Raw genomic sequence first — 22,679 nt, forward strand, 5'->3', positions numbered from 1 at the left:
AACTAAAAATCACTTGGCGGTCTGTGTCTGCTTGCCCGTACGTTTGCATAGCATTGCCAAAAGCAACTGAGTAGCTTTCGGCCGTAGTCCTCACCTTCCCCAACCACCATGCAACCCCAAAGCCCCAGCCCGTCTGTTCCGCAAACTTCACCGGCCTTCATTGCCGCCTCTTGGGTGGCGCTGCTTGTGGGCGTAGTGGCCTTCAACGTCGGCCTCTGGAACGCCCAGATGGCCCTCAACGAGAAGGGCTACTACTTCACGGTGCTCATGTACGGCCTGTTCGCTGCCATTTCGGTGCAGAAAAGCGTGCGCGACCGTCTCGAAGGCATCCCCGTTACCAACCTGTACTACGGCATCAGCTGGGTGTCGGTGTTGCTGACAGTGCTACTCCTCACGGTGGGCCTCTGGAATGCCACCCTCACGCTGAGCGAAAAAGGCTTCTATGCCATGTCATTCGTGCTGAGCTTGTTCGCGGCCATCGCGGTGCAGAAAAATACCCGCGATACCATGCGCCAGGGCCGGCCCGAGCAGTCCGACCTTGGCCAGTAGCCCATTCGGCTTCTGTTTTGCCTCACTTCGTCCAGAATAGGCCGTGAAGTACCTTCCACTGGCGCTCATCTATTCCCGGCTGGCCATCGGGGGGCTGCTGGTGGCGCTCAGCTGCCGGGGCGTGGCGCACTTTGCGGCGCTGGCCGTGGGGCTGCTCACGCTGGGCGTGCTTACCGACGTGTTCGATGGCATCGTGGCCCGGCAGCTGAATATATCGAGCGAAAAGCTGCGCCGGCTCGATTCGGCCGTGGACCAGGTGTTTTGGGGCTTGGTGCTGGTGGCCACGTACTTGGCCTGGCCGGGTTTCTTTGCGCAAAACGCGGCCAAACTGTGGACACTGCTTGGGCTGGAAGGGCTGACGTATGCCGTAAGCTACCTCAAATTTCGTAAGGAAATTGCCACGCATTCTTGGGGCGCCAAGGGCTGGGTACTGGTTTCGGCAGCCGCTCTCATCCAGATTCTGAGCACCGGCAACTCGGGGCTGCTGTTCAATATTTCCTTCTATCTCGGCGTCCTGAGCCGGGTGGAAATTATTGCCATTCTGCTGCTGCTGCCCCGGTGGACGAACGACGTGCCCACCTGCTACCACGCGCTTCGGTTGCGCCGAAACCAGCCAATCAGGCGCTATAAGCTGCTGAATGGCTGATAAGCCAACAATAAAATCAGGTTATACTCGGGAATGACTACTTATCCCTGAGCTGGTTGCCAAGGTAATTCAGCGGCTGACTGACGTTGAAATAGATTTCCCGGCCCTCAAAATGCTGCTGACTGCCGGCCGCCGAGGCTTCGGCGACGGGCTTCAACGTGAAGATATCGGTGGTGCCCGCCCGCGACTGGCCGCTGTAATCCAGGTTGAAATAGCCCAGCAGCGTGTACTCATCGTCTACCGATACTACCACGAAGGCCGTGGCCGGGCTGTGCCCGTCGCCGCTGCCGCGCAGGGCCCGCAGCAAGCCGAAGTAGCGGTTGGCGTAGCGTTGGGCCAGCCGGCGGCCGCTGGCCTGGCTGGCGCACACTATCATTTCGGTGTTAAGGCGCAGGTTGAACGGGTGGGCACGCAGGTCCTTCGCGCCCAACGCTAGGGCTTCACGGTATTGCTTAGCGGCGAAGGCTTTGGTGAAAGCTTCAGAGGCTTCGCTGGAGCCTTCAGGGTTGTAGCTGCTCTGAAAAACCTGCCCGTAGTACAGGTAGTGGTAATCTTTCGCCTGCAAAGTCGAATCCGACACCTGCAGCCGGGTCAACTGCTTGGGGAAATAATAGGGCGAGCCCGGGTTGGTGGTTTCGCGCTTGATTTCGTCGAAATCAACATTGGAAATCTTCTGGGCCTGCGCACTGAACGTGAACAGCAGGCCGGCGAGTAGCAGCAAAAGTCTCATGGCAGCGGAGTGGCGTTTTGAAGCCTGAAACGCAACGACCGCGCAATTAACCGATACCCGCGCACAAAAAAAGGCGGCCCCCATTCGGAGGCCGCCTTTTCAAGCAAAGCTATTCGGGTACTTATTGCACCACCACGCGGCTCACTTGCGTGGCCTCCGGCGTCGTCACCTGCACCATGTACAGGCCCGATTTCAGCGCCGAGGCGTCCACCGTCAGGTCGGTGCCGGTGAGGGGCTGGGTCTGGGTGAGCACCACGCGGCCGGTCACATCGCGTAGCACCACAGTGGCGGTGCGGGCGGCCGTGCTGGCCAGGTGCAGATTGAAGCTGCCCTTGGTGGGGTTGGGATAGAGCTGCATCGTGCTGGCCTGCACTGTGCCAGCCTTGGTAGCCAGCGTGATGCGGCAGGCCGTGATGCCCTGGTTCTGCTCGGCAATGCGGGCAGCATACTCCTGGTAGTACTGGTTGGCGATGCGCTGGTCGTGAATGACGAGGGTGTTTTCGTCGTTCTCGGTGTCGGCCGAAGCCGTCCAGTTGTGCGAGCCCACAAACACCGTCGGGTCCGACTGCGGGGCACTGGCGTCCACAATCAGGGTTTTGTGGTGCATGATACCCGTGCGGTTATCGAGCAGGTAGCGCGCGCCCATGCCGCCCCGGATGGTGCGGAACACGAAGCCGGCCACGCCGCTGGTGTCGTTGGTGAGGCCGTCGGAGCACTGCGCGATGTTGCGCTGGCTCACCTGGTCGGCAATGGCGCGGCCGATGTCGGTGCGCGTCACCAGCATCGAGAGGATGTGCATGTCGAAATCAGCGGTACGCACGGTTTCGATGAGGCGGGCATTCACGTTGTCAGTCGGCGAGAACCACGACTCCACGCGCTTGCCGCCGATGAGCAGGTAGTGCGGGGTGTTATCGGTTTTGCGCGAGCCAAACAGGGCCGTACCGGGCGTAGCCGTGGTGCTGCCCCACATTTCGTTGAATTCCAGCGTGTACACGCGGGCCAGGCTCTGGTCCTGCACGGTCACCACGTTGTTGCGGTCGGTGCTGAGCTGGGCCGGGGTCCAGTTGGTCGAGCCCGTCCACACCATGGGCACGTTGGGGTTGGTGCTGTTGGCGTCAATCACCACAAACTTGTTGTGCATGATGGAGCTGCCGCTGCTGCCGGTCTGGGCCGGGCGGAAGATGCGCGGAATGGCCGAGTTCAGGCTGCTGATGCTCACGTTGGCATTGTCATCCTCATAAATCACGCGCACGGCCACGCCGCGGGCCTGGGCGGCGTTCACAGCATTGAGAATGGTGGCGCTGTTCCAGTTATAGATGGTGATGTCGAGCGTCTGCGTGGCACGGCCGATGTAGCGGGCCAGCGTGTCGGCAATGCTGCCGTTGGGCGCGTACACGGCGGCGTTGCCGGCCAGGGCCAGCGTGTTATCCACGGGGCGGGTGAAGTAGGTGCGCATGCGGCCCGACGAGAGCGAGGCCGTAATCATGGGCACTACGCGCGACTCCGAGCGGCCCACGCTGTTCACCGAAATGGCTTGCACGTAGTACACCGTGGCGGGTTGCAGGCCGGTCAGCGTCTGGGTGTGGGTGGTGGTGAGGGCCGTGTTGCCGGCCACTGTCGTGAAAGTGCCCGTGGGCGTGGTCGAATACGCCAGCTGCGTGTTGCCGGTGTTCGAGGTGTTGAACGTGACCGTGAAGCCCGTGGTGCTGATGTTGCTCGGCATGGGCGTGCTGGTCAGATTCGGGGTCAGGCCTTGGATGAAATCGCCGTATTTGCGGTTCAGCAGCTGGTAGCCGCCCGTGGTGACGGTAGCGCCCGAGGTATACTGGCTCATGATGCCCACGGCATCGAAGGTACCCGTGGGGCTGGGCTTGCCAATCAGGCCGTCGGGGCCATTGGAATTGGTGGGCACGTAGGTGACCAGGTTGGCGTTGTTATTCAGCCGGTAGGTAGTGTTGGCCGTGAAGGACGTCACCGAAGCACCACCCGTTGTGTTCACCGACGTCAGGCCGTTGATGCGCACCAGCATGCCTTCGTACTGCTCAGCGTAGGCCGAAGCCGCCTGGGCCGAGGGAAACACCACCGGCGCCGGCACAGGCCGGTTGCCGGCCAGCACGGTGAGCGAGGTGATGGGGTCGATTTCCAGCAGGCCGCGGAAGCTCTTAAGGCCGCCCGTCACGATGATGCTGTCGCCGGGCACTAAGGGGTTCACCAGGGCCGCTGTGGCGGGCGAGCCAGTGGTGTAGACGCCGATGCCCGCCGTGCCGTCCTGAATGTAGCGGATAACGCTCACCGACGAGCCCAGCTCGTCGCCGTTCGTCACAATGCCGCGCACCGTCACGGTGGGGCCTTGGGTGGTGTTGGTGGTGGGGGCCAGTGCCCGCGCCGCCGCAATGCTAATCACAGTTTGGGCCGAAGCCGCGTGCCCGAAGGTGGCACACGCCAGCAGCGCCAGCAGAGTAAGTTTCTTCATGAAAAAAACAGAGTTACGAAACGGTTAAACTTTAAAGATTAGGTGAGAGACGGAAATACAAAGATGCTGAATTTCAGCGAAACGAACCGCTGAAAGCACCCGTGGCCGCCCCAACACCCGCGCTTAATTTTTAGTGCCAGCGCGCACGCGCTTCCCGTTGCCGGTGATAAAAGGCACAGGCGTAGCCGTTTCGGTGCCGGCGGCGTTGCGCGAGCTCACTTCCACGTAATAAGTAGTGCCCGGAATCAGGTCGCTCAGCGTCAGGCTGTGATGCGTGGTGAGGGTGGGGTCGGTACGGCTTTCCTTCAGCTCCTGGGCGCTGAGGCCGTAGCGCACGCGGGTGTCGCCGGGGTTTAGCGTCGAATACACCACGGTGAAGCCGGTGGTGCTCACGTTCACGGGCACCGGTTCTTCGGTGAGGCGGGGCCGGCCGCCGCCCAGCACCAGGTCGGAGGCCAGGCGCGGCAACAGCTGGTAGCCGCCCGTGCCGCCGGGGGCGTATTGGCTCATGATGCCGCGCACGTCGAACGTTTCGGTGGGCGGGACGGCGTCCACCAGGCCTTCGGGGCCGGTGCTGGCGGCGCCCACCCGCACCAGCGTGCCGGGCAGGCCGTTGAGGAGGTAGTTGGCGTTGCCGGCCAGCGTGGTGGCGGGTGTGCCGGTGGGGGTGGCCAGGCGCGTCACGCCCACGATTTCCACCAAGCGGCCCTCGTTGGCTTCGTCAAAAGCGGTGGTGGCCTGCGCCACGGGTACCTTCAGGGCGCGCAGGCGCACCCCGCCGGCCAGCTTGTGGAACGAGGCCACGGGGTCCATTTCCAGCAGCCCGTTATAAAGCTTGAGCTGGCCGGTGACCTGAACGCTGTCGCCGGCGCGCAGCTCGCCGAAGCCCGGCAGCTTGGCCGGCTGGGCGTAGAGAGCCAGCCCCGCCTCGGCGTCCTGGATGTAGCGGATGTTGCCCAGCTCGGTGCCGTTGAGCACCACGGCGCGCACCGTCACGGTGCTGCCCGCGCCTAGGGCCCGGGCGGCTTTCACAGTGAGAACGGGCGGGGCGGTGGGGCCCGGGGCCGCTTGGGCGGTGGCGAAACCGGCAAATAAGCCGGCCAAAAGTAGCAGCTTGGTCATAGCGTGAATTGAAAAATATGTAGACCGAAAAAAGAAGCGCGTATGCAAATCTCGGTATAAATTCTTCATTCCCTGCCGCTCAGGCCTATAAATTTATGGCTGATACATAGTGATATTATATCACAAAATATTAACTTCTGGATGTAGCTCAATCCCGAACTGTGCCCGCACGGAGGCAATGATTTCCTCGGCCAGCTGGCGCACTTCGCCGCCTGTGGCGCCGCCGTGGTTCACCAGTACCAGGGCCTGGCGGGCGTGCACGCCGTGGGTGCCCTCGCCGGGGCCGCGCCGCAGCCCCTTCCAGCCGGCCCGCTCGATGAGCCAGCCGGCGGGCACTTTCACGCCGCCGGGCACGGGGTAGCCGGGCAGGTCGGGGTGCTGGCTTTTGAGGTGGTCGAACTTGGCTTGCGACACTTCGGGGTTTTTGAAAAAGGAGCCCGCGTTGCCGATTTCGGCCGGGTCGGGCAGCTTGCTGCGCCGGATGTGGATGACGGCCTGGCTCACATCCTGCGGTGTGGGCTCGCCTTCGATGCCCAATTCGGCTAGGGTTTCGGAAAGGGCGCCGTAGCGCACGTTGGGGCGGGCCCGGCGGTGCAGGCGCAGCACCACGGCCGTGACCACGAACTGGCCTCTGAGCACGTTTTTGAACACGCTTTCGCGGTAGCCGAAGCCGCACTCGCCGGCCGTGAACACGCGCAACGCGCCGCTGCTGATTTCGACGGCTTCGAGGTGGTCGAAGGTGTCGCGCAGCTCGGCCCCGTAGGCGCCGATGTTTTGCAGGGGCGAGGCGCCCACCGTGCCGGGAATGAGCGAGAGGTTTTCGAGGCCGCTCAGGCCCTGGTCGAGGCTGTACTCCACCAGGCCGTGCCAGCTTTCGCCGGCCCCGGCGCGGAGCAGGGCCGTTTGCGTGTTGGCGTCTTCGTGGGTGATTTCCAGCCCGCGAATCTCGTTTTTGAGCACCACGCCGTTGAAATCCTGAGTGAAGAGCAGATTGGAGCCGCCGCCCAGGATGAGCTTTTCGGCGGCCTGCACTCGCGGGTTCTGCAGCAGCGCCCGCAGCTCGTCGGCCGAGGCGAAGCGGGCGAAGTAGCGGGCCCGCACATCGAGGCCGAAGGTGTTGTAGGGGCGGAGGGAGACGTTTTCTTCGAGCGTTGGCATCATGCCGCAAAGGTAGGGGCGGGGCTTGGGCGCGCGGCCTCCATTCCAAAAGCCCCACCGACCTTTGCGCCCATGGATACCAAGCAAGCCACCCGCCTCAGCAAGTTTTTGAGCTACCACCTGCGCCACCACCCCGAAGAACTGGGCCTGACCTTGCAGGAAGGCGGATGGGTGCCGGTTGCCGAATTGCTGGCCGCTTGCGCCGCTCACGGCACGCCCATTGGCGAAGTGGAGCTGACCGAAATTGTGGCCGGCAACGACAAAAAACGTTTCGCTTTTGACGCCGACGGTACACGCATCCGGGCGCAGCAGGGCCACAGCGTCGAGGTGGATTTGCAGTTGGTGGCGGCCATGCCGCCCGCCTTGCTCTACCACGGCACGGCCCCGGCGGCGCTGCCCGCCATTCGCCAAACGGGCCTGCAAAAAATGGAGCGGCACCACGTTCACCTCTCGCCCGATGCCGAAACGGCCCGCCGCGTGGGCGCCCGGCGCGGCCAGCCCGTCATTCTGACCGTGGCCGCGGCAGCCATGCATGCGGCCGGCATCGAGTTCTACGAATCCGGCAACGGCGTGTGGCTGGTCGATGCTGTGCCGCCGCAGTACTTGGGTGGCCTGTAGCGTGGACTCTGCGAGTCCGCGCCTGAGCGAACGTGCTCCCGGGCGCGGACTCGCAGAGTCCACGCTACAGGGCTACCGCAAATAATGCGCGGCCATGATGATGCCGTAAATCCAGCAGGTGTAGAGCGAGGCGTACCAGAAGCCTTCCCACAGGCTGGCGCCCAAGCGGCCCCGGCAACGGTTCGAGTTTTTGAACACCAACCGCAACGCCCGGAAAAACACCCAGTATAGCATCGCGGCGAAGATGAGGATGCCCGTCCAGAGCAGCGCGCCCACTAGCCAGATGACGAATACGGCCAGGATGGCCACCACCACGGCCATCACAATGGCCGCCAGAATGCCGAGGATGCCGTGGCCCTCGGAGAAATCGAAATCGGGCAGGTTTTCGAGGCCGCTGGTGCCGGGGAAGTTTTTGCGGCTGATGCGTTCGGTGAGGCGGCCCACGTCGTCGCGCAGCTTCACGCCGTGGTAGAGGCCCACGACAGTGAACAGGAAAAAGGCCGCGAACAGGATACTGGTCGAAATCAGCGAATTGGCAAACAGAGTACGGTGCTGCCCCAGCCCCAGCAGCCACACCGCCACTGTGGTAACCACCACCACGGCCAACGAAACTAGGGCCACGTTGCCCGCGCTGAGTAGGCGGTAGGGGCGGGGAGTGGGCGGCGTTTGCATTGGGATACTACGAACGGTATCGGTGGGAGTTCAGCGCAGGAGCTAGGGGCGGGGCCTGCCCCCGCCCGTTGTTGAACAACCCAACGAGGAATCGTTTAACGGCGAGCAGGGGCAGGCCCCGCCCCTACATTACAATCAACCTATCGCACCCGGTAGCCACTCATCGCGTAAAACAGCAGGTAGAGGTAGCACAGCGCGGGCACCACAAACGCCACCCGCAGTCCGCCGCCGTGCGTGGCCAGCCAGCCCATGAGCAGCGAAATAATGGCACCGCCCACGATGCCCATGATGAGGTAAGACGAGCCCTGTTTGGTGAACGGACCCAACCCTTTGATGGCCAACGGGAAAATGACGGGCCACATGATGGAGTTCATCAACCCGCACAGCACGATGAGCCACAGGGCCGTTTCGCCGTGCAGCGCGATGGAGCCCAGCACCAGCAGGGCGCCCGTGGCGCAGACGCCCACCAGCAGGGGCCGGTCGGGGTAGCGGCGCAGCAGCGGAATGCCGGCAATGCGCCCCACCATTGTCCCAAACCAATAAGATGCGACCATCACGGCCCCCACGGCCGCCGTGAAACCGTGGGCCGTGTCGATGGGCAGCGGGCGCTGGCCAATAACGAGCAGGCCGAAGTTGGTGATGGCGTTGAGCTTTTGCACCAGCTCCTGCGTGAAGGGGCTGAGCTGCAAGATATGCTGGGCCTGGCCGTAGCGAATCAGGAAGTCGCCCAACCCCACTTCAACGCCCACATACAGAAAAATGGCCCCGATGCCCAGCACCAAATGCCGGAAATCGAGCGCCGATTTGCGGCCCGCCAGCAGGGCCGTGTCGTCGGCCGTGGCTTCTTCATCGGCCGGGATGCTTTCAATTTTGGGCAGGCGCACCAGGAAGAAGAGGATGGCCAGGGCCGCCAGAAAGGCGGCCAATCCCAGATAAGGTGTCTTCACCAACGCAGCTTCCTGGGCCAGGCGCTGGCTGGCAGGCAAGGCGGCGAGCTGCTGCTTGAGCAGCGACGCACTGCCAAACAGCAGCAGGCCCCCCACCAGCGGTGAAAGCGTGCCGCCTAGCCCGTTGGCCACGCCCACAATGCTGACGCGGCTGGCCGCCTCGCGCGCCGGCCCCAGCACCGAAACGTACGGATTGGCCGCCACCTGCAGTAACGTGACACCCGCCCCCAGCAAGCTCAGGCCCACGAGAAACAGGCTGAATGCTTGGGCGTTGGCGGCTGGCACGAAAACCAGTGCCCCAGCAGCCATCACCAACAAGCCCAGCACAATGCCTCGCTGGTAGCCAATGCGGTTCAGCACCCAGCCCGCGGGCAGCGACATCAGGAAATAGGCGGCAAAAAAAGCCGAAGGCACCAGCGAAGACTCAAAATCGGTGAGGTGACATACCTCCTTGAGGTAGGGCATCAGCACCCCGTTGAAATTGGTGACGGCCCCGAACAGAAAGAACAGGGTAGTCATCAGCATCATGGGGCCGGCGTAGGAGCGAGCGGGTGTAGCAGCGGTGGAGGCCGCCGCAGCAGCAGAAACAGGAGTAGCCATATAAGGGCGGAAGGTACAAAAAAAGCCGGCCATTGAACAGGGCCGGCTCGTTGTTTTCGCCTTGGGTTCGTCGGCTAAAGCTCGGTGTACAGGTTTTTATTGGGCTTGAGGTAGAGGTAGTTTCGGTTGAAATCCCACACGGCGTTAAACCGCTTCAAAAAGCCGTTGCCCCAGAAACCAGCCTTGTCCTCAGTCGCATTGTTGCCGCTGGTCGACTGCGACAGGGTAGCCGGCACGCGGTAAAAGTACTTCCGGCCGAAGCGGATTTCCGGGGCCAGGGTCACGGCGCTTTGGTAGGTCGAACCGTCGGAGCCCTGGGATGTGGCCGTGCCAATCCGGGGCAGGCGGGCCGGCAGGCCGTGCTTGCGTCCGAAGGGCGCGGCCACCGTCAGCACGTCGTCGGCCCCCGTGTCGAGGCCAAACCGGCCCGTGTAGCGGCGGCCGTTGGCCACGATGGTGCTCGTGATGGTGGGGTAGTCATCGACGAAGCGCAGTTTGCAGCGGGTGTAGGCACTCAGGTCGTTGTGGTAGTCGGCGGGCTCGTAAAACCGCAGCTCGTTCTTGTGGTAATCCACCTCTATGACGTAGCCTTTCATCAGGTCGGTGCCGAACACGCCGTCGAAGCGGACGCCCTCGTATGGAATGACGGCAAGCGAGACGTTGCTTTTGGTGATGTTGCCAAAGCGAACGGCATTGCCCGCACTCTGGCTCACCGTATTGGTGCCATTTGAGCCAATGTTGAGCGTGGTGCCGGTGCGCGGCAGTTTAATGCGGGCGGCGGCATCTTCGCTCAGGACCGAGCCGTTGGCACCCGTGTCGAACAGAAATTTCAGGCTGTCTGCGGCGTTCACCCGGCAATAGATATAGATACCATTATTATCCAGTACGAAAGGAATCGTATTAATCGGCTTGGTCTGAGCATTCAGTATTAGCGGACAAAATAATAATATACAGAAAATCAAAATTTTAACCATAAGTGTGGAGAGCTGTTTTGGATGATGTGCCGTAAATGTATGTTGGAATTAGCTGTTTAACATTGTTGTGTACGAAATTAGTCGTAGATAATGCTTCCGCATTCCTGCCGACCTTTGCCGGACTATGCACCTCACCGCCACCACCCAGTTCGGTCTGGAAGAACTGCTCGCCGACGAGCTCTACGCCCTCGGGGCCGACATCACACACGTGGGCTCCCGCGCCGTCGAGTTCATGGGCGACCACCGCCTGCTCTACGAAGCGGCGCTGTGGAGCCGGCTTTCCATGCGCCTGCTGCGCCCTTTCGCCGCCTTTTACGCCGCCGATGAAAAGGCGCTCTACCGCGAAGTAAGCCGCATCGACTGGCAGGATTTCATCGGCCCCGGCCAGACCTTCGCCATCACCCCCGTGGTGAACCGCTCCACGTTCGAGCACTCGCTTTTCGTGGCCCAACTCACCAAGGATGCCATCGTGGACCAGTTCCGGGCCCGCACTGGCGAGCGGCCCAGCATCGACACCCGCCAGCCCGACATCCGTCTGCACCTGCGCATGACGGAAAACGAAGTCATCCTCAGCCTCGACGCGGCCGGCGACTCGCTGCACCGCCGCGGCTACCGCCAGCACACCAACGAGGCCCCGCTGAATGAGGTGCTGGCCGCCGGCCTGGTTTTGCTCTCCGGCTGGGATGGCAAAAAGCCGCTCATCGACCCCATGTGCGGCTCGGCCACTCTCCTCACCGAGGCCGGCCTCATCAGCCAGCGCATTGCGCCCGGCCTGTTCCACCAGGGCAAGTTTGGGTTTGAAAACTGGTACGACTTCGACCCCGAACTCTGGAACCAGGTGCGCGAGGAAGCCAAAGCCCAGCGCCTCGACGAGCCCCAGGCCTACCTCGCCGGCTCCGACCTCGACCCCAAAACCATCGACATGGCCGCCGCCAACATCACCGCCGCCGGCCTGGAGGACTGCATCCGCCTGTCGGTGCGCGACGTGAAAGACGCTGCCGCACCCGCCAAAGAGGAACCCGGCATCGTGCTCACCAACCCGCCCTACGGCGAGCGAATAGGGGAGGAGGCCCAGATGGCCGCGCTCTACAAAACCATTGGCGACACGCTGAAGTCGAATTTTCAGGGCTACAATGCGTTCGTGTTTACCGGAAATCTGGAAGCGGCCAAGAGCATCGGGCTGAAGCCGGCGCGGCGGACGCCGCTGTTTAACGGGCCAATTGACTGCCGGCTGCTGAAGTACGAGCTATATCGGGGGAGCCGGCGGGAGCCAAAACCGGCCGAGGCGCCTACCGGAAACTAATCTGCTTGGAACTTCCCGCCTCGTCACGTTATTTTAACTAGTTATTCTTCCCGCATTATGTCTGATACCCTAACTACCGCTCCAACCAACCTGCTGCCCGCCGCCCAACAGGCCCTGAAACGGTACTACGGCTACGACAACTTCCGCCCTATGCAGGGCGACATCATCCAGAACATTCTGGGCGGGCGCGACACCGTAGTGCTCATGCCCACGGGTGGCGGCAAGTCGGTGTGCTTCCAGATTCCGGCCGTTGTGAGCGAGGGCACCTGCGTGGTCGTCTCGCCCCTCATTGCCCTGATGAAGGACCAGGTGGAAGCCCTGAAAGCCAACGGCATCGCGGCGGCCTACATCAACAGCAGCGTGGGCCAGAACGAGTCCAACGACATTGCCCGCGCGGCCGTGAGCGGGCACCTCAAGCTACTATACGTGAGCCCCGAGAAGCTGCTGAGCGACGGGTTTCTGCAGTTTCTGAACCGGGTCAATATCAGCATTTTTGCCATCGACGAGGCGCACTGTATTTCGAGCTGGGGCCACGATTTCCGGCCCGAGTACACCCAACTGGGCCAGCTGCGGAACCACTTCCCCAACACGCCCATCATCGCCCTCACGGCCACGGCCGACCGCCTGACCAAGCGCGACATCATCACCCAGCTCAACATGCGCGAGCCCCGGGTGTTCCTCTCCAGCTTCGACCGGCCCAACATCAACCTAATCGTGCGCCCAGGCCAGGACCGGGTGGGCTCGGTCATCGACTACATCGGCCGCCACCCGCAGGACCCCGGCATCATCTACTGCCTCTCGCGCAAAACCTGCGAAACCATCTCCCAAAAGCTCCTCGCCAAAGGCATCAAGGCCGCGCATTACCACGCTGGCATGACGCCGTTGCAGCGTGGCAAGGTGCAAGAAGCCTTTTTGCAGGATGATATTCAGGTGATTGTGGCCACTATCGCCTTCGGCATGGGCATCGACAAGAGCAACGTGCGTTGGGTGATGCACTACAATTTGCCCAAAAACATCGAAGGCTATTACCAGGAAATCGGCCGGGCCGGGCGCGACGGCGCGCCCAGCACCGCCATCCTGTTCTACAGCTTCGCCGATGTGATGCAGATGCGCGAGATGGTGACCAAGGACGTGCCCGCCCGTCAGGCTCAGCTCAACACCGCCAAGCTGGAGCGCATGCAGCAATTTGCCGAAGCCGCCAGCTGCCGCCGCAAAATCCTGCTCAATTATTTCTCCGAAACCCTGGCCGAAGACTGCGGCAACTGCGACATCTGCCGCAACCCACCTACCACGTTCGACGGTACGCTCATTGCCCAAAAAGCGCTGTCGGCCGTGTTCCGCAGCCGCGAGAAAGTGGCTATCAATTTGCTGATTGACATCCTGCGCGGCATGCGCAACCAGGCCGTGCTGCAAGGCGGCTTCGACCAGATAAAGACCTACGGCGCGGGCCGCGACCTGCCCTACCTCGACTGGTACAGCTACATCCACCAGATGCTGAACGACGGCCTGTTCTACATCGCCTACGAGGAAGGCTACGCCCTGAAAATCACCGAGCGCGGCCACCAGGTGCTCAAGGGCGAGCTGCCGTTACCGCTGCGCAAGTTCCAGCCCAGCGAGAAGGCCGAAAAGCCCACCCGCGCCAGCAAGAAAGCCGCCAATGCCGCTTCCACGGCCGCCGTGGGCACGCCCGAGGCGCAGCTATTCGACAAGCTGCGCAAGCTCCGCAAAGCCATTGCCGACGAGCAGGGCGTGCCGCCCTACGTGGTATTCTCCGACGCCACGCTGCAGGAAATGGCGGCCGAGCGGCCCGTGAGCCGCGTGGGCATGCTGGGCGTGTCGGGCGTGGGCATGAAGAAGTTTGAAACCTACGGCGAGGCCTTTATCAAGCTCATTCTGGAGCACGGCGGGGGCGGCCAGTACGTGCCTTCCGATTCGGACAGCATGTTCAACGAGCCGCGCCCGCGCCTGGCCAAGCCCGAGCCCGCCGACAAGCCCGTGAGTGATTCCGAAGATGCCACCATCCAGTTCCACCAGATGGGCCTCACGCCGGAGGATATTTCCGAGCGTCGCGGCCTGGCCCTGAGCACCGTGAAAACGCACCTCTACAACGCCTACGCCAAGGGCCGCGAGCTGCGCATCCACGACTTCGTGAGCGACTCCGAGTTGGCCGAAATCCTCACCGCCCGCGCCCAGCTCGGCAACGATGCTACCCTGCGCGACCTCTTCGACCACCTGCGCGAGAAGTACGACTACTTCCAGCTGCGCATGGCCGCGCTGTACCACAAGCGCCTGCGCGGGCAGTAAACCAGCGCCAGTCAGCCAATATTTCAAGCCGGCCCGCCGTTAATTACGGCGGGCCTTTTTATTTGCCGGTTGTCGCCCGAATGTGTCGCTTTCATGCTCCGCAAAATCATCCTCTTTCTTGCCGCTGCTTTCATCGCCGCCTTTGCGGGCCTGATGCTTACCAAAACGCTGCCCTACTACACCTTCGAGAAGGGCATCCATTTCCTCACTACCAAAAGCGACGAAACCAACGATAATCCGGTTTTCCGGCTGGGGTTCTACGTGCACATCACCACCAGTCTGGTGGTGCTGGTGCTGGGGCTGCTGCAGTTTCTGCCGTGGCTGGCGCGGCGCGGGCCGGGGTTGCACCGGGCGCTGGGCAAGGGCTACGTCATCGGGATACTGGCACTGGCGGCCCCCTCGGGCCTCATCCTGGCGCGCTTTGCCAACGGCGGGCTGGCGGCACAAGTGGGCTTCACGCTGCAGTGCCTGGTGTGGTGGTTGTGCACCTGGAAGGCCTACCGCGCCGCCCGCCAGCGCCAGTGGCCCCTGCACGTCGACTGGATGCTGCGCTCCTACGCCGTGACGCTGGCTGCCCTGGCTCTGCGCGGCGAGAGCTACCTGATGTATTACGTGTTCGAAACCAAGCCGATAGAAACTTATTTGACGGTGACGTGGCTTTCGTGGGTGGGCAATTTGATATTGATTGAGCTGCTGCTGGAAGCCGGGCTGGGGCGGTATTTTCTGCGGGAGTTTATGCCAGACCTTCGTGGTAAATTGGCGGCATGAAAAGGACGTTCTATCCGATTTTGTTGGCCGGATTGCTGACAGCTTGCCAGCACCCAAGTGAAAAGGTTGTGGTCACGTCAGAGCCAGCGGCTGTTTTGCCCACCACAGTGGTTTCAAAAGCAACGCGACCGCCGGTAGTGGTTTGCGACTCGGCGGTGAGTAGCGCTATGCCGGACAGCATGGCGCCGGCCATGCGCGCCTTTGCCCGGCAGCACGATTTGTCGGGCGTCTGGCAGGGGCTGGATGAAGCGGATTCTGCTGGTCTGCAGTCGCCGACTGTTTGCGATGGCTTTTTCGGGCCCGACCATTATCGGATTGAACTGGTTCTTCAGAAAATAACGCGTGATGCCGCCGACCCATTGCTTTACCATGTGCAAGGCAAAGACAAGTACAAGCGGCAAGTGACACCCTTTACCGGCACTATTCGGCTGCGGCAGCTTCGCAGCGTTCCAATAAAGAGCTTTGAATACGAGTTGCAGGGCGAGTTTGCGAGGTTCTACACGGCGCTGGGAGAGTTCAGCTGGCGAGAAATGGGCTCGAAGTCGGCAGGGGTGTTTAAGGGCCAGATAGGTGTTGATTTTCAGCAGAAAGCAGATAGCTCGCTCATTGCCACCTATTTTATGGGCGATGACAAACGCCAGTTTGCAAAAGGATGGCGCATGCATTTCGACGGAGAATGGACTTCCTCGCTAACCGGACAGCGCAAGCAACTCCTCGCTTCGGCCAACATTGAAGGCATCGGCAGCACTGTTTTCTCGGATTTCAATGTAGGCGAAAGGTCGTTTAGCATCAACCCCAAATACGCTAAGCTAGGCTGGAACGAGCTGTGGGAAAACGACGAATGGTGGGCCGATTCGCCCAAGCCTAGTCTCAGCCTGTAAACGCCTTCATAGCGGCGACTTCTTGCCCAACCTTAGCGCAAAAAAGATACCTTGCTGCCATGAATCGGCCTTTCCGCTCCATTGCCTTGGCCTGCGTCGCCAGTTCCGGGCTGTTCGTCGCCTGCCAGTCCCGGCCTGGTGCTGCCGCCGCTAAAGAAACGCCGGCGGCACCTACTTCCACCACACCGGAGCAGGCCGTTTCCCGCCGAGCGATGGCAGCTTCGGCGCCAATGCCGCTGGCGCAGGTCGATTTGTCAACTGCCTGGAGCAACGCCAGCACCGAAGCCAAGCGCAACCTCCTCATGGAAGGTTTTTACGGCCCCGACCACTACCGCATTTCTTTCTTCTTTTCGAAGGTGCGCCGCGACTCGCTGCACCCGGAAGTGTACCACATCTGGGGCAAAAACCGCTACAAAAAGGTGATTACCCCCTTCGAAGGCACTTGCACCGTCAACCGTTTTGCGGCCCTGCCCGATACCGCGTACATGGAGAACAGCCGCCAGCTCCGGGCCTACACCGCCTTCGCCGAGTATACGCTCCGCGAAGACCCCAGCACCAGAGGGGCCGGCGTGTACTCGGGCAAGGCCATGCTTGATTTCGCGGTCAATTCGCACAACCAAGCCCGCCAGGTCACTTTCACCGGCATCGACCTTGGCCTGGATAATCCCACGAAGGGGAGCGGTCTGCTTTTTCAAGGCGTGTGGCGCGACAACCGCACGGGCCGGCAACAACCGGCCTCCTGGTCCAGCAATTTTCTGGTGATAGTACCCAAAGCACTGGAGAAAATAGGCCTCGGCTCGCGCGCCGATACCATTTATCCCGAGCTGGCCGAATACGGCTGGAATGAGTGGTATGAGAACGACGAATGGTGGGCCGACTCGCCCAAGCCCTCGCTCAACCTTTGAACGGCCGGAAAAGTAAACGGCTCAAAAGCCCTTCCGCCCCGCCCATGAACCAGCCGCTTCGCTCCTTCGCCCTTGCCTGCGCCAGCGCCGGGCTGCTCGCCGCCTGCCAGCCCCAGGCCAAGCCGGCGAAAGCCGTCAGCACCAAACCAGCGACTGCTGCTGAGCCACCGAAACAAGTTGCAGTGGCGGAAGGTGCTCAACTGCCGGCCTCACCAGTTGCCGCTAAAACTGCTGCCCCAACGGCGGATATGGCGACATTTCTGGCAGCTAATGACTTGTCGCCGCTGTGGCAGGCTGATTATAGCCAGAAGGCGAATGATTCTTCCCGGCCTATCATTCTCGACGGTTTTTACGGCGACGAACACCGCCACATTTCCGTGATTTTTGAGCGTGTGCAACGAGATGCTGCGCAGCCGAACGTGTTCCAGGTGCAGGGCCGCACCCGCTACAAAAAATACATCACGCCCTTCGAGGGCACCATCACGGTAGAAGGCCTGAAACCGCTAAAAGCTTATCTGGACCTCGACTCGGTGGAAGAGGCACGGGCCCGGGCCTACACAGCCACGGCGCGCTTTACGCTACGCGAAGACCCCACAACCGATGGGGCCGGTACCTATCAGGGAACCGCGGCCATGGACTTCTACCAACTGGCTTCCGGCAAGCTGCACTTGGTGCAGCTCATGCCCGACCCCGTCCTGCCCACCGGCGGTGGGGGCCTGCTGTTTCGGGGGCAGTGGACGAGCAACCGAACGGGCCGGCGGCAAGCCGTGGCTTTTGCCAACTACTCCGAGGCCGTGTTGCCAGACGCCATGAAGGATTTATACATCGGCGAGCGCGGGGAAACCCTCAACCCCAAATACGCCCGCCTGGATTGGAGCGAGGCCTGGGAAAACGACGAATGGTGGGCCAAGCCTGCGAGGCCAGCCCTCAGCCTCTGATACTAAAACACCGCAGCACACCGTTAGGAATTTAGAAGCGCCATCTAGCAATATAGCGGGCCTTCACTCACTCTTTTCGCGGTTTTATGCGTTACTTCCTGCTGCTGGCGGCGCCCGCGCTGCTGCTTGGCGCGGCCCGGCCCCTGCGTCGGCCAACCCCATTGGCCCCGCCGCCCACCTCCGCCCCGGCGCCCCTGGCCGCGCCCGGCGCCGTGCTCTCCAATGCCGCGCGGCAGGCCCTACTGTCCCGCGCCAACTTGGGCCGGCTGTGGCAGCACAAGCCCCAAAGCGGCACCGAGGACGTGCTTAACGGCTGCTACGGCTACGATGGGCGGCGTATTGAGTTCGTGTTCACCACGGTACAGGCCGACGCCAAAAGTCCTGGCCGCTACCTCGTGGCCGGCAAGTTTCGCTGCTACGAGGACGTGACGCCCTTCCGCGGCAGCGTCGAGCTGCAGCAGGTGCAGCGCCTGCCCACCGAACAGGCTAGGTATTCCGAATTCGACGAAAACAAAGCCCCGGTGTATTGCGCCACCGGCAGCTTTGCCCTGCGCGCCACCAGCCGCCACGGCCTCGGGGGAGAATTCAACGGCCGCGTGGCGCTGGATTTCCGGCTAACTGCCAACCAGCGCGTCGAGCTGGCCACCTACACCAGCAACCCCGCCACCCGCAACGGCGGCCTGCTTTTCGATGGTCAGTGGCGCGAAGACGCGGCCTCCGAAACCACCGTGCCGGCCCTCTGGAAGCAGGGAATTGCTGTGACGCGCCAGATTTTGACGCGCTTTGAAATCGGTGAGCGGGACGCTCACATCAACCCCAAATACGCCCGCGTGGGCTGGAATTCGTTCTGGAAAAACGACGAATGGTGGGCTGAGCAATCGGTAGCTCGACGCTAAAGTGGTGGGCAGAAAATTATTAGCTAAGTGAATTAGTATCTTCGCCCTTGCGTTGCTAACTTCACCAGCCGAATCTGCGTTAGCATTGTACGCTATTCCCGGCTGCTGCCCTCCCCGATGATTAATACCAACCTCAAGTTTTGCCGGCGCGAGCTCGCCCTCACGCAGGCCCAGATGGCCGATAAACTCGGCATCAAACGCTCCCTGGTGGGCGCCTACGAAGAAGGCCGCGCCGAGCCCCGCCTCGCCACCCTCGTCAACATGGCCCGCCTGTTCGGTATCACGCTCGACCAGCTGGTTACCACCGACTTTAGCAAGAAAAAGAACGCCAAAATCATCGGTACCGCCCCGGCTCCCGAGGCCAGCGCTGAAGCCGACGACCAGCCCGAGCCGCCCACGCCCGCCGGCGGCAAGCTGCGCGTGCTAGCCTTCACCGTCGACCAGGACCAGAACGAAAACATTGAGCTGGTGCCCCAAAAAGCCGCCGCCGGCTACCTCAACGGCTACGCCGACCGCGAGTACCTGGAGGTGTTGCCCAAGTTCCGTCTGCCCATGCTCTCGAACACGGGCACGTACCGGGCCTTCGAAATCGCCGGCGACTCCATGCTGCCCATTGCCAGCGGTACTGTCATCGTGGGCCGCTATGTGGAGGATTGGGCCAGCATCAAGGACGGTACGCCGTGCATTGTGGTGAGCGCCCGTGACGGCATCGTGTTCAAGCGCGTCTTCAACAAAATGCGCTCCGGCGCCATGTTCGTGCTGCATTCCGACAACCCACACTTCTCGCCCTACGACGTAAAAGTGGACGACGTGCTCGAAATCTGGGAAGCCAAGAGCTACATCAGCAGCACATTCCCCATCGCCGAGCTGTCGCTGGAGCGCGTGGCTAGCCTCGTGCTGGACTTGCAGCAGCAAGTAGCGCTGCTCAAGAAGGCGTAGCCCGCGGGCTTTCCAGAGCTAAAGCAGAACGCGAAACAGTACGTCATGTCGGGCGCAGCCGAGACATCTCGCGTGGGGTAGTGACTCAATCGTGAAAACGATTATAATTGCTACCCCACGCGAGATGTCTCGGCTGCGCCCGACATGACGTTTCTATTTCCCGACATGACGTTCTTTTTTTATGCATCATGCCTAAGAAAGCGGCCCTGCCAACTTCCCACGCATCCGGCGCGTATGGGGGGCACCCCCATTCCCCAAGCTTTTGCATGATGCTTAAATACATTTCTTCCGCCGACCGCCACCACGCCGCCCCGGCGGCCTGGCTCAGCAGCTACTTTCTGTTTTCGTTTGCTGATTATTTCGACCGCGACAACATGCATTTCGGCCCGCTGCGGGTGTTTAATGATGATAGTGTGGCGGCGCAGTCGGGCTTTCCGCAGCACCCGCACTCCGAGATGGAAATTGTGACGCTGGTGCTCGAAGGCGAAATCACGCACCAAGACACGATGGGCAACAAAACGACCATCAAAGCCGGCGAAGTGCAGCGCATGACCGCCGGCACCGGCCTGGCCCACTCCGAATTCAACCGCCAGGACAAGCCCCTGCACCTTTACCAGCTCTGGTTCATTCCGGGCCAGAAGGGCTTGGCGCCCAGCTACGAGCAGAAAGACTTAGGTTTCGTCAGCGGCGACAAAAACAAGCTGGTGCCCCTCGTCACGGGCCAGAAAGTGCTCGAAGACGTGGTGTACATGAACTCGAACAGCACCGTGTACTGGGCCAATCTGAGTGAAGAAAAGGAAATCGAATTCAAAACCTTCCCCATTCGGCTCACCTTTATTTACGTGAAAGAAGGCGTGATTTTCGTGAACGGCACCGAGCTTGGCCCCAACGACCAGGCCCGCATGACGGGCGACGACGTGATACAAATCCGGGCCGGTAAGGATGCACAGTTTATCCTCATCGACCTGCCCGCGAGCGAATCCAATTACTAGCTTCGCTCCCGCAAGCACACAAAAAAGCCGGCCCTGGAGCCGGCTTTTTTTATGTAACCAAAAGATTGTGTGAGACTTAAAAATTGTAGCTCACGCCCGCCGAGTAGCCGGTCGATTTGCCGATGTTGCGGCCCGCTACATAGGTGCTGATGCCCAGCGACAGCCCAAAACCATTGGCGATGGGCCGGTAGCCGCTGGCGCCCAGGCGCACGTAGTTGACGCGCGTGGAGGGGAAGAAGCCCGTGAAACCCTGCTCCGAAATGTCGGTGCCGCCGTCCGATTCCTGGAACGAAGCGTAGCCTTCAAGGTAAGTTTTGGGCCCGGCGTAGCCCAACTTGGCTTCGCCGACGAGGGCGTGCGGCACCTGGCCGGTGCGCAAGCTGTAGCCCACCTGGGCCGTAGCAAACACGCCGGAGGCCGTTTTGAGGTGCGCCACGCCGGCCGTGGAGTACTTGGTGGCGCGGTTGCCGATGGCAATAATGTAGCCATAACCGGTGTTCGTCTGGTAATTGCTGACGGGCGTGCTGAAGCTCACCACGCCCAGCAAATCGAGGATGCTGCTGCCGATTTCGCGCGAGTAGGCCTTGAATTTGAGCAGGCCGGTGATGTCCTGCAGGCCCTGGCGCACGTTGGTGTAGCCTTGGTCGGAGTAGAGGGCGTTGAGGTCGCTGATGACGGTGCCCGGAGCCCGACCTTTCGATTGGATGAAGGGCAGGCTCACCACCGCGTCAATCTTGTCGGTGAGGCCGTAGGTGCCGTAGAGGTTGACGGAGTTGATGCGGACTTCCTGAAAAATGGGCACGCCGTCGATTTTTTCCGGCGCCAGAAATACGTGCATGTAGCTTTCGGTGGTGCCCGAAACGGCCACCGAGCCGTGGCCTTTGCCAGCCATAAAACCGCTCACCAGGCTCTGGGCCCGGCCCGCCGAAGCGGTAGTTACCACAAGTAAAGCACTGAGTGCAAGCGTAGATAGTTTTTGCATAAAATTGGATTTATTAAATAAATAATTCCGGGGTTGCGAGGTGAGCAAAGCCATGGTTATTTATTTCAGAGCGCAATCTACGGTCTGGAATCAGCTTTCGGATTTACCTTAGCGCAATCCAAAGCCCTTTTAAAATCGTTTATAGTCAACGATTTGGGCCGAACGACTCCTCTGGCTCGGTCAATACATTATTTTACACGATGAAAAAATATTTTCCCCTTAAAGCTGGTGTGCTGGCTCTGACCCTGTTTGCTGCCGGATGTGCTAAAAACAAGGAAGTGGCACCAACCATTACCAACATTGCCGTCACCAATCCCGATTTCCAGACGCTGGAAGATGCGGCCATTCGTGGCAACGTGGCGGTGCTGCTCGGCAACAAGAACGACGCCGACCCGTCGGGCAATTTCACGGTGTTTGCGCCCACCAACGCGGCTTTTGCCCGCCTGGGCCTCAACTCGGCTGCTGACCTCACGGCTTTGCAGCAGCCGTTTCTGCGCAACACGCTGTTTTATCACGTCTTCAGCGGCACGCTGCCGGGCAGTGCGCTCACGCCGGCCAGCACGTCGGGGTCGGCGTTGGGCATCACGCGGCGCATCATTCAGCGGGCCGATGGGAGCAAGTACGTCAACGGCTCGAAGATTCTGGGCACGGACGTGGCGGCTGCCAACGGCCTAATTCACCCCATCGACAAGGTGCTGCTGGCCACCGGCGCCGATGTGCTCAACTCGGCCCTGGCCCTGCAAAAGGGGGACGTGTTTGTGAAGCCGGAGCTGACGTTCCTGGTCGAAGCCGTGGTGTATTGCAACCTGCAAGCGGCGCTGACGGGCACTGCCACGACCCCCAAGCTGACAGTTTTTGCCCCCACCGACCAGGCATTTAAAGACCTGGGTGTGTTGCTGAATGTGCCGCTCAACGTGCCCGCCGACATTCGCAAGCTGCCGGTGGCTACCGTGACGGCCGTGCTGCTCAACCACGTCATCATTGGCGGCACGCAGGGCGGCAAGTTCACCCCGGAGCTGCCCGAAAACTCGACCATTGCCGCCGCCGGTGGCCCCATTGCCCTCGGCGCTTTCACCAACGGCGTGCTCACCGCCAAAGGCAACGGCAACACCGCACCCGCTAACATGGTGATTCCCGACGTGCAATGCACCAACGGTGTGGTCCATGTCATCGACCGCGTGCTGCTGCCGTAGTAGATAAATAGCGCCGTCGGAGCGCAAAAAGAGAACGTCCTGCTAAGCGCAGCCGAAGCATCTCTACCTCAATAGTAAACCCAATCGGA

The 22,679-nt window shown here is 61.4% G+C and carries 21 protein-coding genes; 13 read left to right on the forward strand and 8 right to left on the reverse strand.

All coding sequences use genetic code 11. The annotated features are described in order from the left end of the window. Nucleotides 1-108: 108 nt before the first annotated feature. Nucleotides 109-549 carry an inner membrane protein YiaA gene (gene yiaA / locus Q5H92_RS08020; protein ID WP_305010988.1) on the forward strand — a complete coding sequence of 147 codons (441 nt, stop codon included), beginning with the start codon at nucleotides 109-111 and terminating at the stop codon, nucleotides 547-549. A gap of 43 nt (nucleotides 550-592) precedes the next feature. Then, nucleotides 593-1,195 (forward strand): CDP-alcohol phosphatidyltransferase family protein, encoded by a 603-nt coding sequence (locus tag Q5H92_RS08025; protein ID WP_305010989.1) that lies wholly within the window; start codon nucleotides 593-595, stop codon nucleotides 1,193-1,195. 37 nt (nucleotides 1,196-1,232) lie between these two features. Here Q5H92_RS08025 and Q5H92_RS08030 read toward each other — a convergent pair whose 3' ends face one another. The 4 genes from Q5H92_RS08030 to murB form a co-directional block, all read right to left on the reverse strand. Next, nucleotides 1,233-1,925 (reverse strand): DUF4919 domain-containing protein, encoded by a 693-nt coding sequence (locus Q5H92_RS08030; protein ID WP_305010990.1) that lies wholly within the window; start codon nucleotides 1,923-1,925, stop codon nucleotides 1,233-1,235. Between the two features lie 121 nt (nucleotides 1,926-2,046). After that, entirely contained in the window at nucleotides 2,047-4,398 is a 2,352-nt protein-coding gene (locus Q5H92_RS08035; RefSeq protein ID WP_305010991.1) for a phospholipase D-like domain-containing protein, read from the reverse strand. Nucleotides 4,399-4,521: 123 nt separating this feature from the next. Next, a complete protein-coding gene (locus Q5H92_RS08040) occupies nucleotides 4,522-5,520 on the reverse strand; it encodes a fibronectin type III domain-containing protein (protein WP_305010992.1) in 999 nt (332 codons plus the stop codon). Nucleotides 5,521-5,640: 120 nt separating this feature from the next. Then, nucleotides 5,641-6,681, reverse strand: a complete 1,041-nt coding sequence (gene murB / locus Q5H92_RS08045) for a UDP-N-acetylmuramate dehydrogenase (protein ID WP_369811128.1) — start codon at nucleotides 6,679-6,681, stop codon at nucleotides 5,641-5,643. Between the two features lie 69 nt (nucleotides 6,682-6,750). On the opposite strand from murB, the gene Q5H92_RS08050 reads away from it, so the two are divergent. Continuing rightward, nucleotides 6,751-7,296, forward strand: coding sequence for an RNA 2'-phosphotransferase (locus tag Q5H92_RS08050; protein WP_305010993.1), 546 nt, complete (start codon nucleotides 6,751-6,753; stop codon nucleotides 7,294-7,296). Between the two features lie 72 nt (nucleotides 7,297-7,368). Here Q5H92_RS08050 and Q5H92_RS08055 read toward each other — a convergent pair whose 3' ends face one another. The 3 genes from Q5H92_RS08055 to Q5H92_RS08065 form a co-directional block, all read right to left on the reverse strand. Beyond that, nucleotides 7,369-7,968, reverse strand: a complete 600-nt coding sequence (locus Q5H92_RS08055) for a hypothetical protein (protein WP_305010994.1) — start codon at nucleotides 7,966-7,968, stop codon at nucleotides 7,369-7,371. 140 nt (nucleotides 7,969-8,108) lie between these two features. Then, the gene (locus Q5H92_RS08060; RefSeq protein WP_305010995.1) at nucleotides 8,109-9,515 is read right to left on the reverse strand and encodes a sugar MFS transporter; all 1,407 of its coding nucleotides are present in this window, start codon (nucleotides 9,513-9,515) and stop codon (nucleotides 8,109-8,111) included. Nucleotides 9,516-9,589: 74 nt separating this feature from the next. After that, nucleotides 9,590-10,366, reverse strand: coding sequence for a retropepsin-like aspartic protease (locus Q5H92_RS08065; protein WP_305010996.1), 777 nt, complete (start codon nucleotides 10,364-10,366; stop codon nucleotides 9,590-9,592). A gap of 247 nt (nucleotides 10,367-10,613) precedes the next feature. Between Q5H92_RS08065 and Q5H92_RS08070 the strand changes: the two genes are divergently transcribed. From Q5H92_RS08070 to Q5H92_RS08110, 9 genes are all read left to right on the forward strand, one after another. After that, nucleotides 10,614-11,792 (forward strand): THUMP domain-containing class I SAM-dependent RNA methyltransferase, encoded by a 1,179-nt coding sequence (locus Q5H92_RS08070; RefSeq protein WP_305010997.1) that lies wholly within the window; start codon nucleotides 10,614-10,616, stop codon nucleotides 11,790-11,792. 57 nt (nucleotides 11,793-11,849) lie between these two features. After that, the gene (recQ, locus tag Q5H92_RS08075; protein WP_305010998.1) at nucleotides 11,850-14,096 is read left to right on the forward strand and encodes a DNA helicase RecQ; all 2,247 of its coding nucleotides are present in this window, start codon (nucleotides 11,850-11,852) and stop codon (nucleotides 14,094-14,096) included. A gap of 93 nt (nucleotides 14,097-14,189) precedes the next feature. Beyond that, entirely contained in the window at nucleotides 14,190-14,864 is a 675-nt protein-coding gene (locus Q5H92_RS08080; RefSeq protein WP_305010999.1) for a DUF2306 domain-containing protein, read from the forward strand. Continuing rightward, nucleotides 14,861-15,745, forward strand: coding sequence for a hypothetical protein (locus Q5H92_RS08085; RefSeq protein ID WP_305011000.1), 885 nt, complete (start codon nucleotides 14,861-14,863; stop codon nucleotides 15,743-15,745). The genes Q5H92_RS08080 and Q5H92_RS08085 overlap by 4 nt, the downstream gene beginning before the upstream one ends. A 59-nt stretch (nucleotides 15,746-15,804) precedes the next feature. After that, nucleotides 15,805-16,650 (forward strand): hypothetical protein, encoded by an 846-nt coding sequence (locus Q5H92_RS08090; RefSeq protein ID WP_305011001.1) that lies wholly within the window; start codon nucleotides 15,805-15,807, stop codon nucleotides 16,648-16,650. Between the two features lie 44 nt (nucleotides 16,651-16,694). Next, entirely contained in the window at nucleotides 16,695-17,588 is an 894-nt protein-coding gene (locus tag Q5H92_RS08095; RefSeq protein ID WP_305011002.1) for a hypothetical protein, read from the forward strand. A gap of 86 nt (nucleotides 17,589-17,674) precedes the next feature. Beyond that, complete coding sequence (locus Q5H92_RS08100) at nucleotides 17,675-18,484, forward strand: hypothetical protein (protein ID WP_305011003.1); 810 nt, start codon at nucleotides 17,675-17,677, stop codon at nucleotides 18,482-18,484. A gap of 117 nt (nucleotides 18,485-18,601) precedes the next feature. After that, nucleotides 18,602-19,423 (forward strand): helix-turn-helix domain-containing protein, encoded by an 822-nt coding sequence (locus Q5H92_RS08105; RefSeq protein WP_305011004.1) that lies wholly within the window; start codon nucleotides 18,602-18,604, stop codon nucleotides 19,421-19,423. Between the two features lie 266 nt (nucleotides 19,424-19,689). Further along, a complete protein-coding gene (locus tag Q5H92_RS08110) occupies nucleotides 19,690-20,415 on the forward strand; it encodes a pirin family protein (RefSeq protein ID WP_305011005.1) in 726 nt (241 codons plus the stop codon). Nucleotides 20,416-20,491: 76 nt separating this feature from the next. On the opposite strand, the gene Q5H92_RS08115 is transcribed toward Q5H92_RS08110, so the two are convergent. Next, on the reverse strand, nucleotides 20,492-21,397 hold the full coding sequence (locus Q5H92_RS08115; RefSeq protein WP_305011006.1) for a hypothetical protein: 906 nt from the start codon (nucleotides 21,395-21,397) through the stop codon (nucleotides 20,492-20,494). A gap of 200 nt (nucleotides 21,398-21,597) precedes the next feature. On the opposite strand from Q5H92_RS08115, the gene Q5H92_RS08120 reads away from it, so the two are divergent. Next, on the forward strand, nucleotides 21,598-22,590 hold the full coding sequence (locus Q5H92_RS08120) for a fasciclin domain-containing protein (RefSeq protein WP_305011007.1): 993 nt from the start codon (nucleotides 21,598-21,600) through the stop codon (nucleotides 22,588-22,590). Nucleotides 22,591-22,679: the final 89 nt, after the last annotated feature.

Source organism: Hymenobacter mellowenesis (assembly GCF_030581005.1).
Classification (GTDB): domain Bacteria; phylum Bacteroidota; class Bacteroidia; order Cytophagales; family Hymenobacteraceae; genus Hymenobacter; species Hymenobacter mellowenesis.

Bases quoted from the DNA above. Each gene is read 5' to 3' on its own strand.
- yiaA (WP_305010988.1), top strand. From the start codon at position 109: ATGCAACCCCAAAGCCCCAGCCCGTCTGTTCCGCAAACTTCACCGGCC.
- Q5H92_RS08030 (WP_305010990.1), bottom strand. From the start codon at position 1,925: ATGAGACTTTTGCTGCTACTCGCCGGCCTGCTGTTCACGTTCAGTGCG.
- Q5H92_RS08035 (WP_305010991.1), bottom strand. From the start codon at position 4,398: ATGAAGAAACTTACTCTGCTGGCGCTGCTGGCGTGTGCCACCTTCGGG.
- Q5H92_RS08040 (WP_305010992.1), bottom strand. From the start codon at position 5,520: ATGACCAAGCTGCTACTTTTGGCCGGCTTATTTGCCGGTTTCGCCACC.
- murB (WP_369811128.1), bottom strand. From the start codon at position 6,681: ATGATGCCAACGCTCGAAGAAAACGTCTCCCTCCGCCCCTACAACACC.
- Q5H92_RS08050 (WP_305010993.1), top strand. From the start codon at position 6,751: ATGGATACCAAGCAAGCCACCCGCCTCAGCAAGTTTTTGAGCTACCAC.
- Q5H92_RS08055 (WP_305010994.1), bottom strand. From the start codon at position 7,968: ATGCAAACGCCGCCCACTCCCCGCCCCTACCGCCTACTCAGCGCGGGC.
- Q5H92_RS08060 (WP_305010995.1), bottom strand. From the start codon at position 9,515: ATGGCTACTCCTGTTTCTGCTGCTGCGGCGGCCTCCACCGCTGCTACA.
- Q5H92_RS08070 (WP_305010997.1), top strand. From the start codon at position 10,614: ATGCACCTCACCGCCACCACCCAGTTCGGTCTGGAAGAACTGCTCGCC.
- recQ (WP_305010998.1), top strand. From the start codon at position 11,850: ATGTCTGATACCCTAACTACCGCTCCAACCAACCTGCTGCCCGCCGCC.
- Q5H92_RS08080 (WP_305010999.1), top strand. From the start codon at position 14,190: ATGCTCCGCAAAATCATCCTCTTTCTTGCCGCTGCTTTCATCGCCGCC.
- Q5H92_RS08085 (WP_305011000.1), top strand. From the start codon at position 14,861: ATGAAAAGGACGTTCTATCCGATTTTGTTGGCCGGATTGCTGACAGCT.
- Q5H92_RS08090 (WP_305011001.1), top strand. From the start codon at position 15,805: ATGAATCGGCCTTTCCGCTCCATTGCCTTGGCCTGCGTCGCCAGTTCC.
- Q5H92_RS08095 (WP_305011002.1), top strand. From the start codon at position 16,695: ATGAACCAGCCGCTTCGCTCCTTCGCCCTTGCCTGCGCCAGCGCCGGG.
- Q5H92_RS08100 (WP_305011003.1), top strand. From the start codon at position 17,675: ATGCGTTACTTCCTGCTGCTGGCGGCGCCCGCGCTGCTGCTTGGCGCG.
- Q5H92_RS08105 (WP_305011004.1), top strand. From the start codon at position 18,602: ATGATTAATACCAACCTCAAGTTTTGCCGGCGCGAGCTCGCCCTCACG.
- Q5H92_RS08110 (WP_305011005.1), top strand. From the start codon at position 19,690: ATGATGCTTAAATACATTTCTTCCGCCGACCGCCACCACGCCGCCCCG.
- Q5H92_RS08115 (WP_305011006.1), bottom strand. From the start codon at position 21,397: ATGCAAAAACTATCTACGCTTGCACTCAGTGCTTTACTTGTGGTAACT.
- Q5H92_RS08120 (WP_305011007.1), top strand. From the start codon at position 21,598: ATGAAAAAATATTTTCCCCTTAAAGCTGGTGTGCTGGCTCTGACCCTG.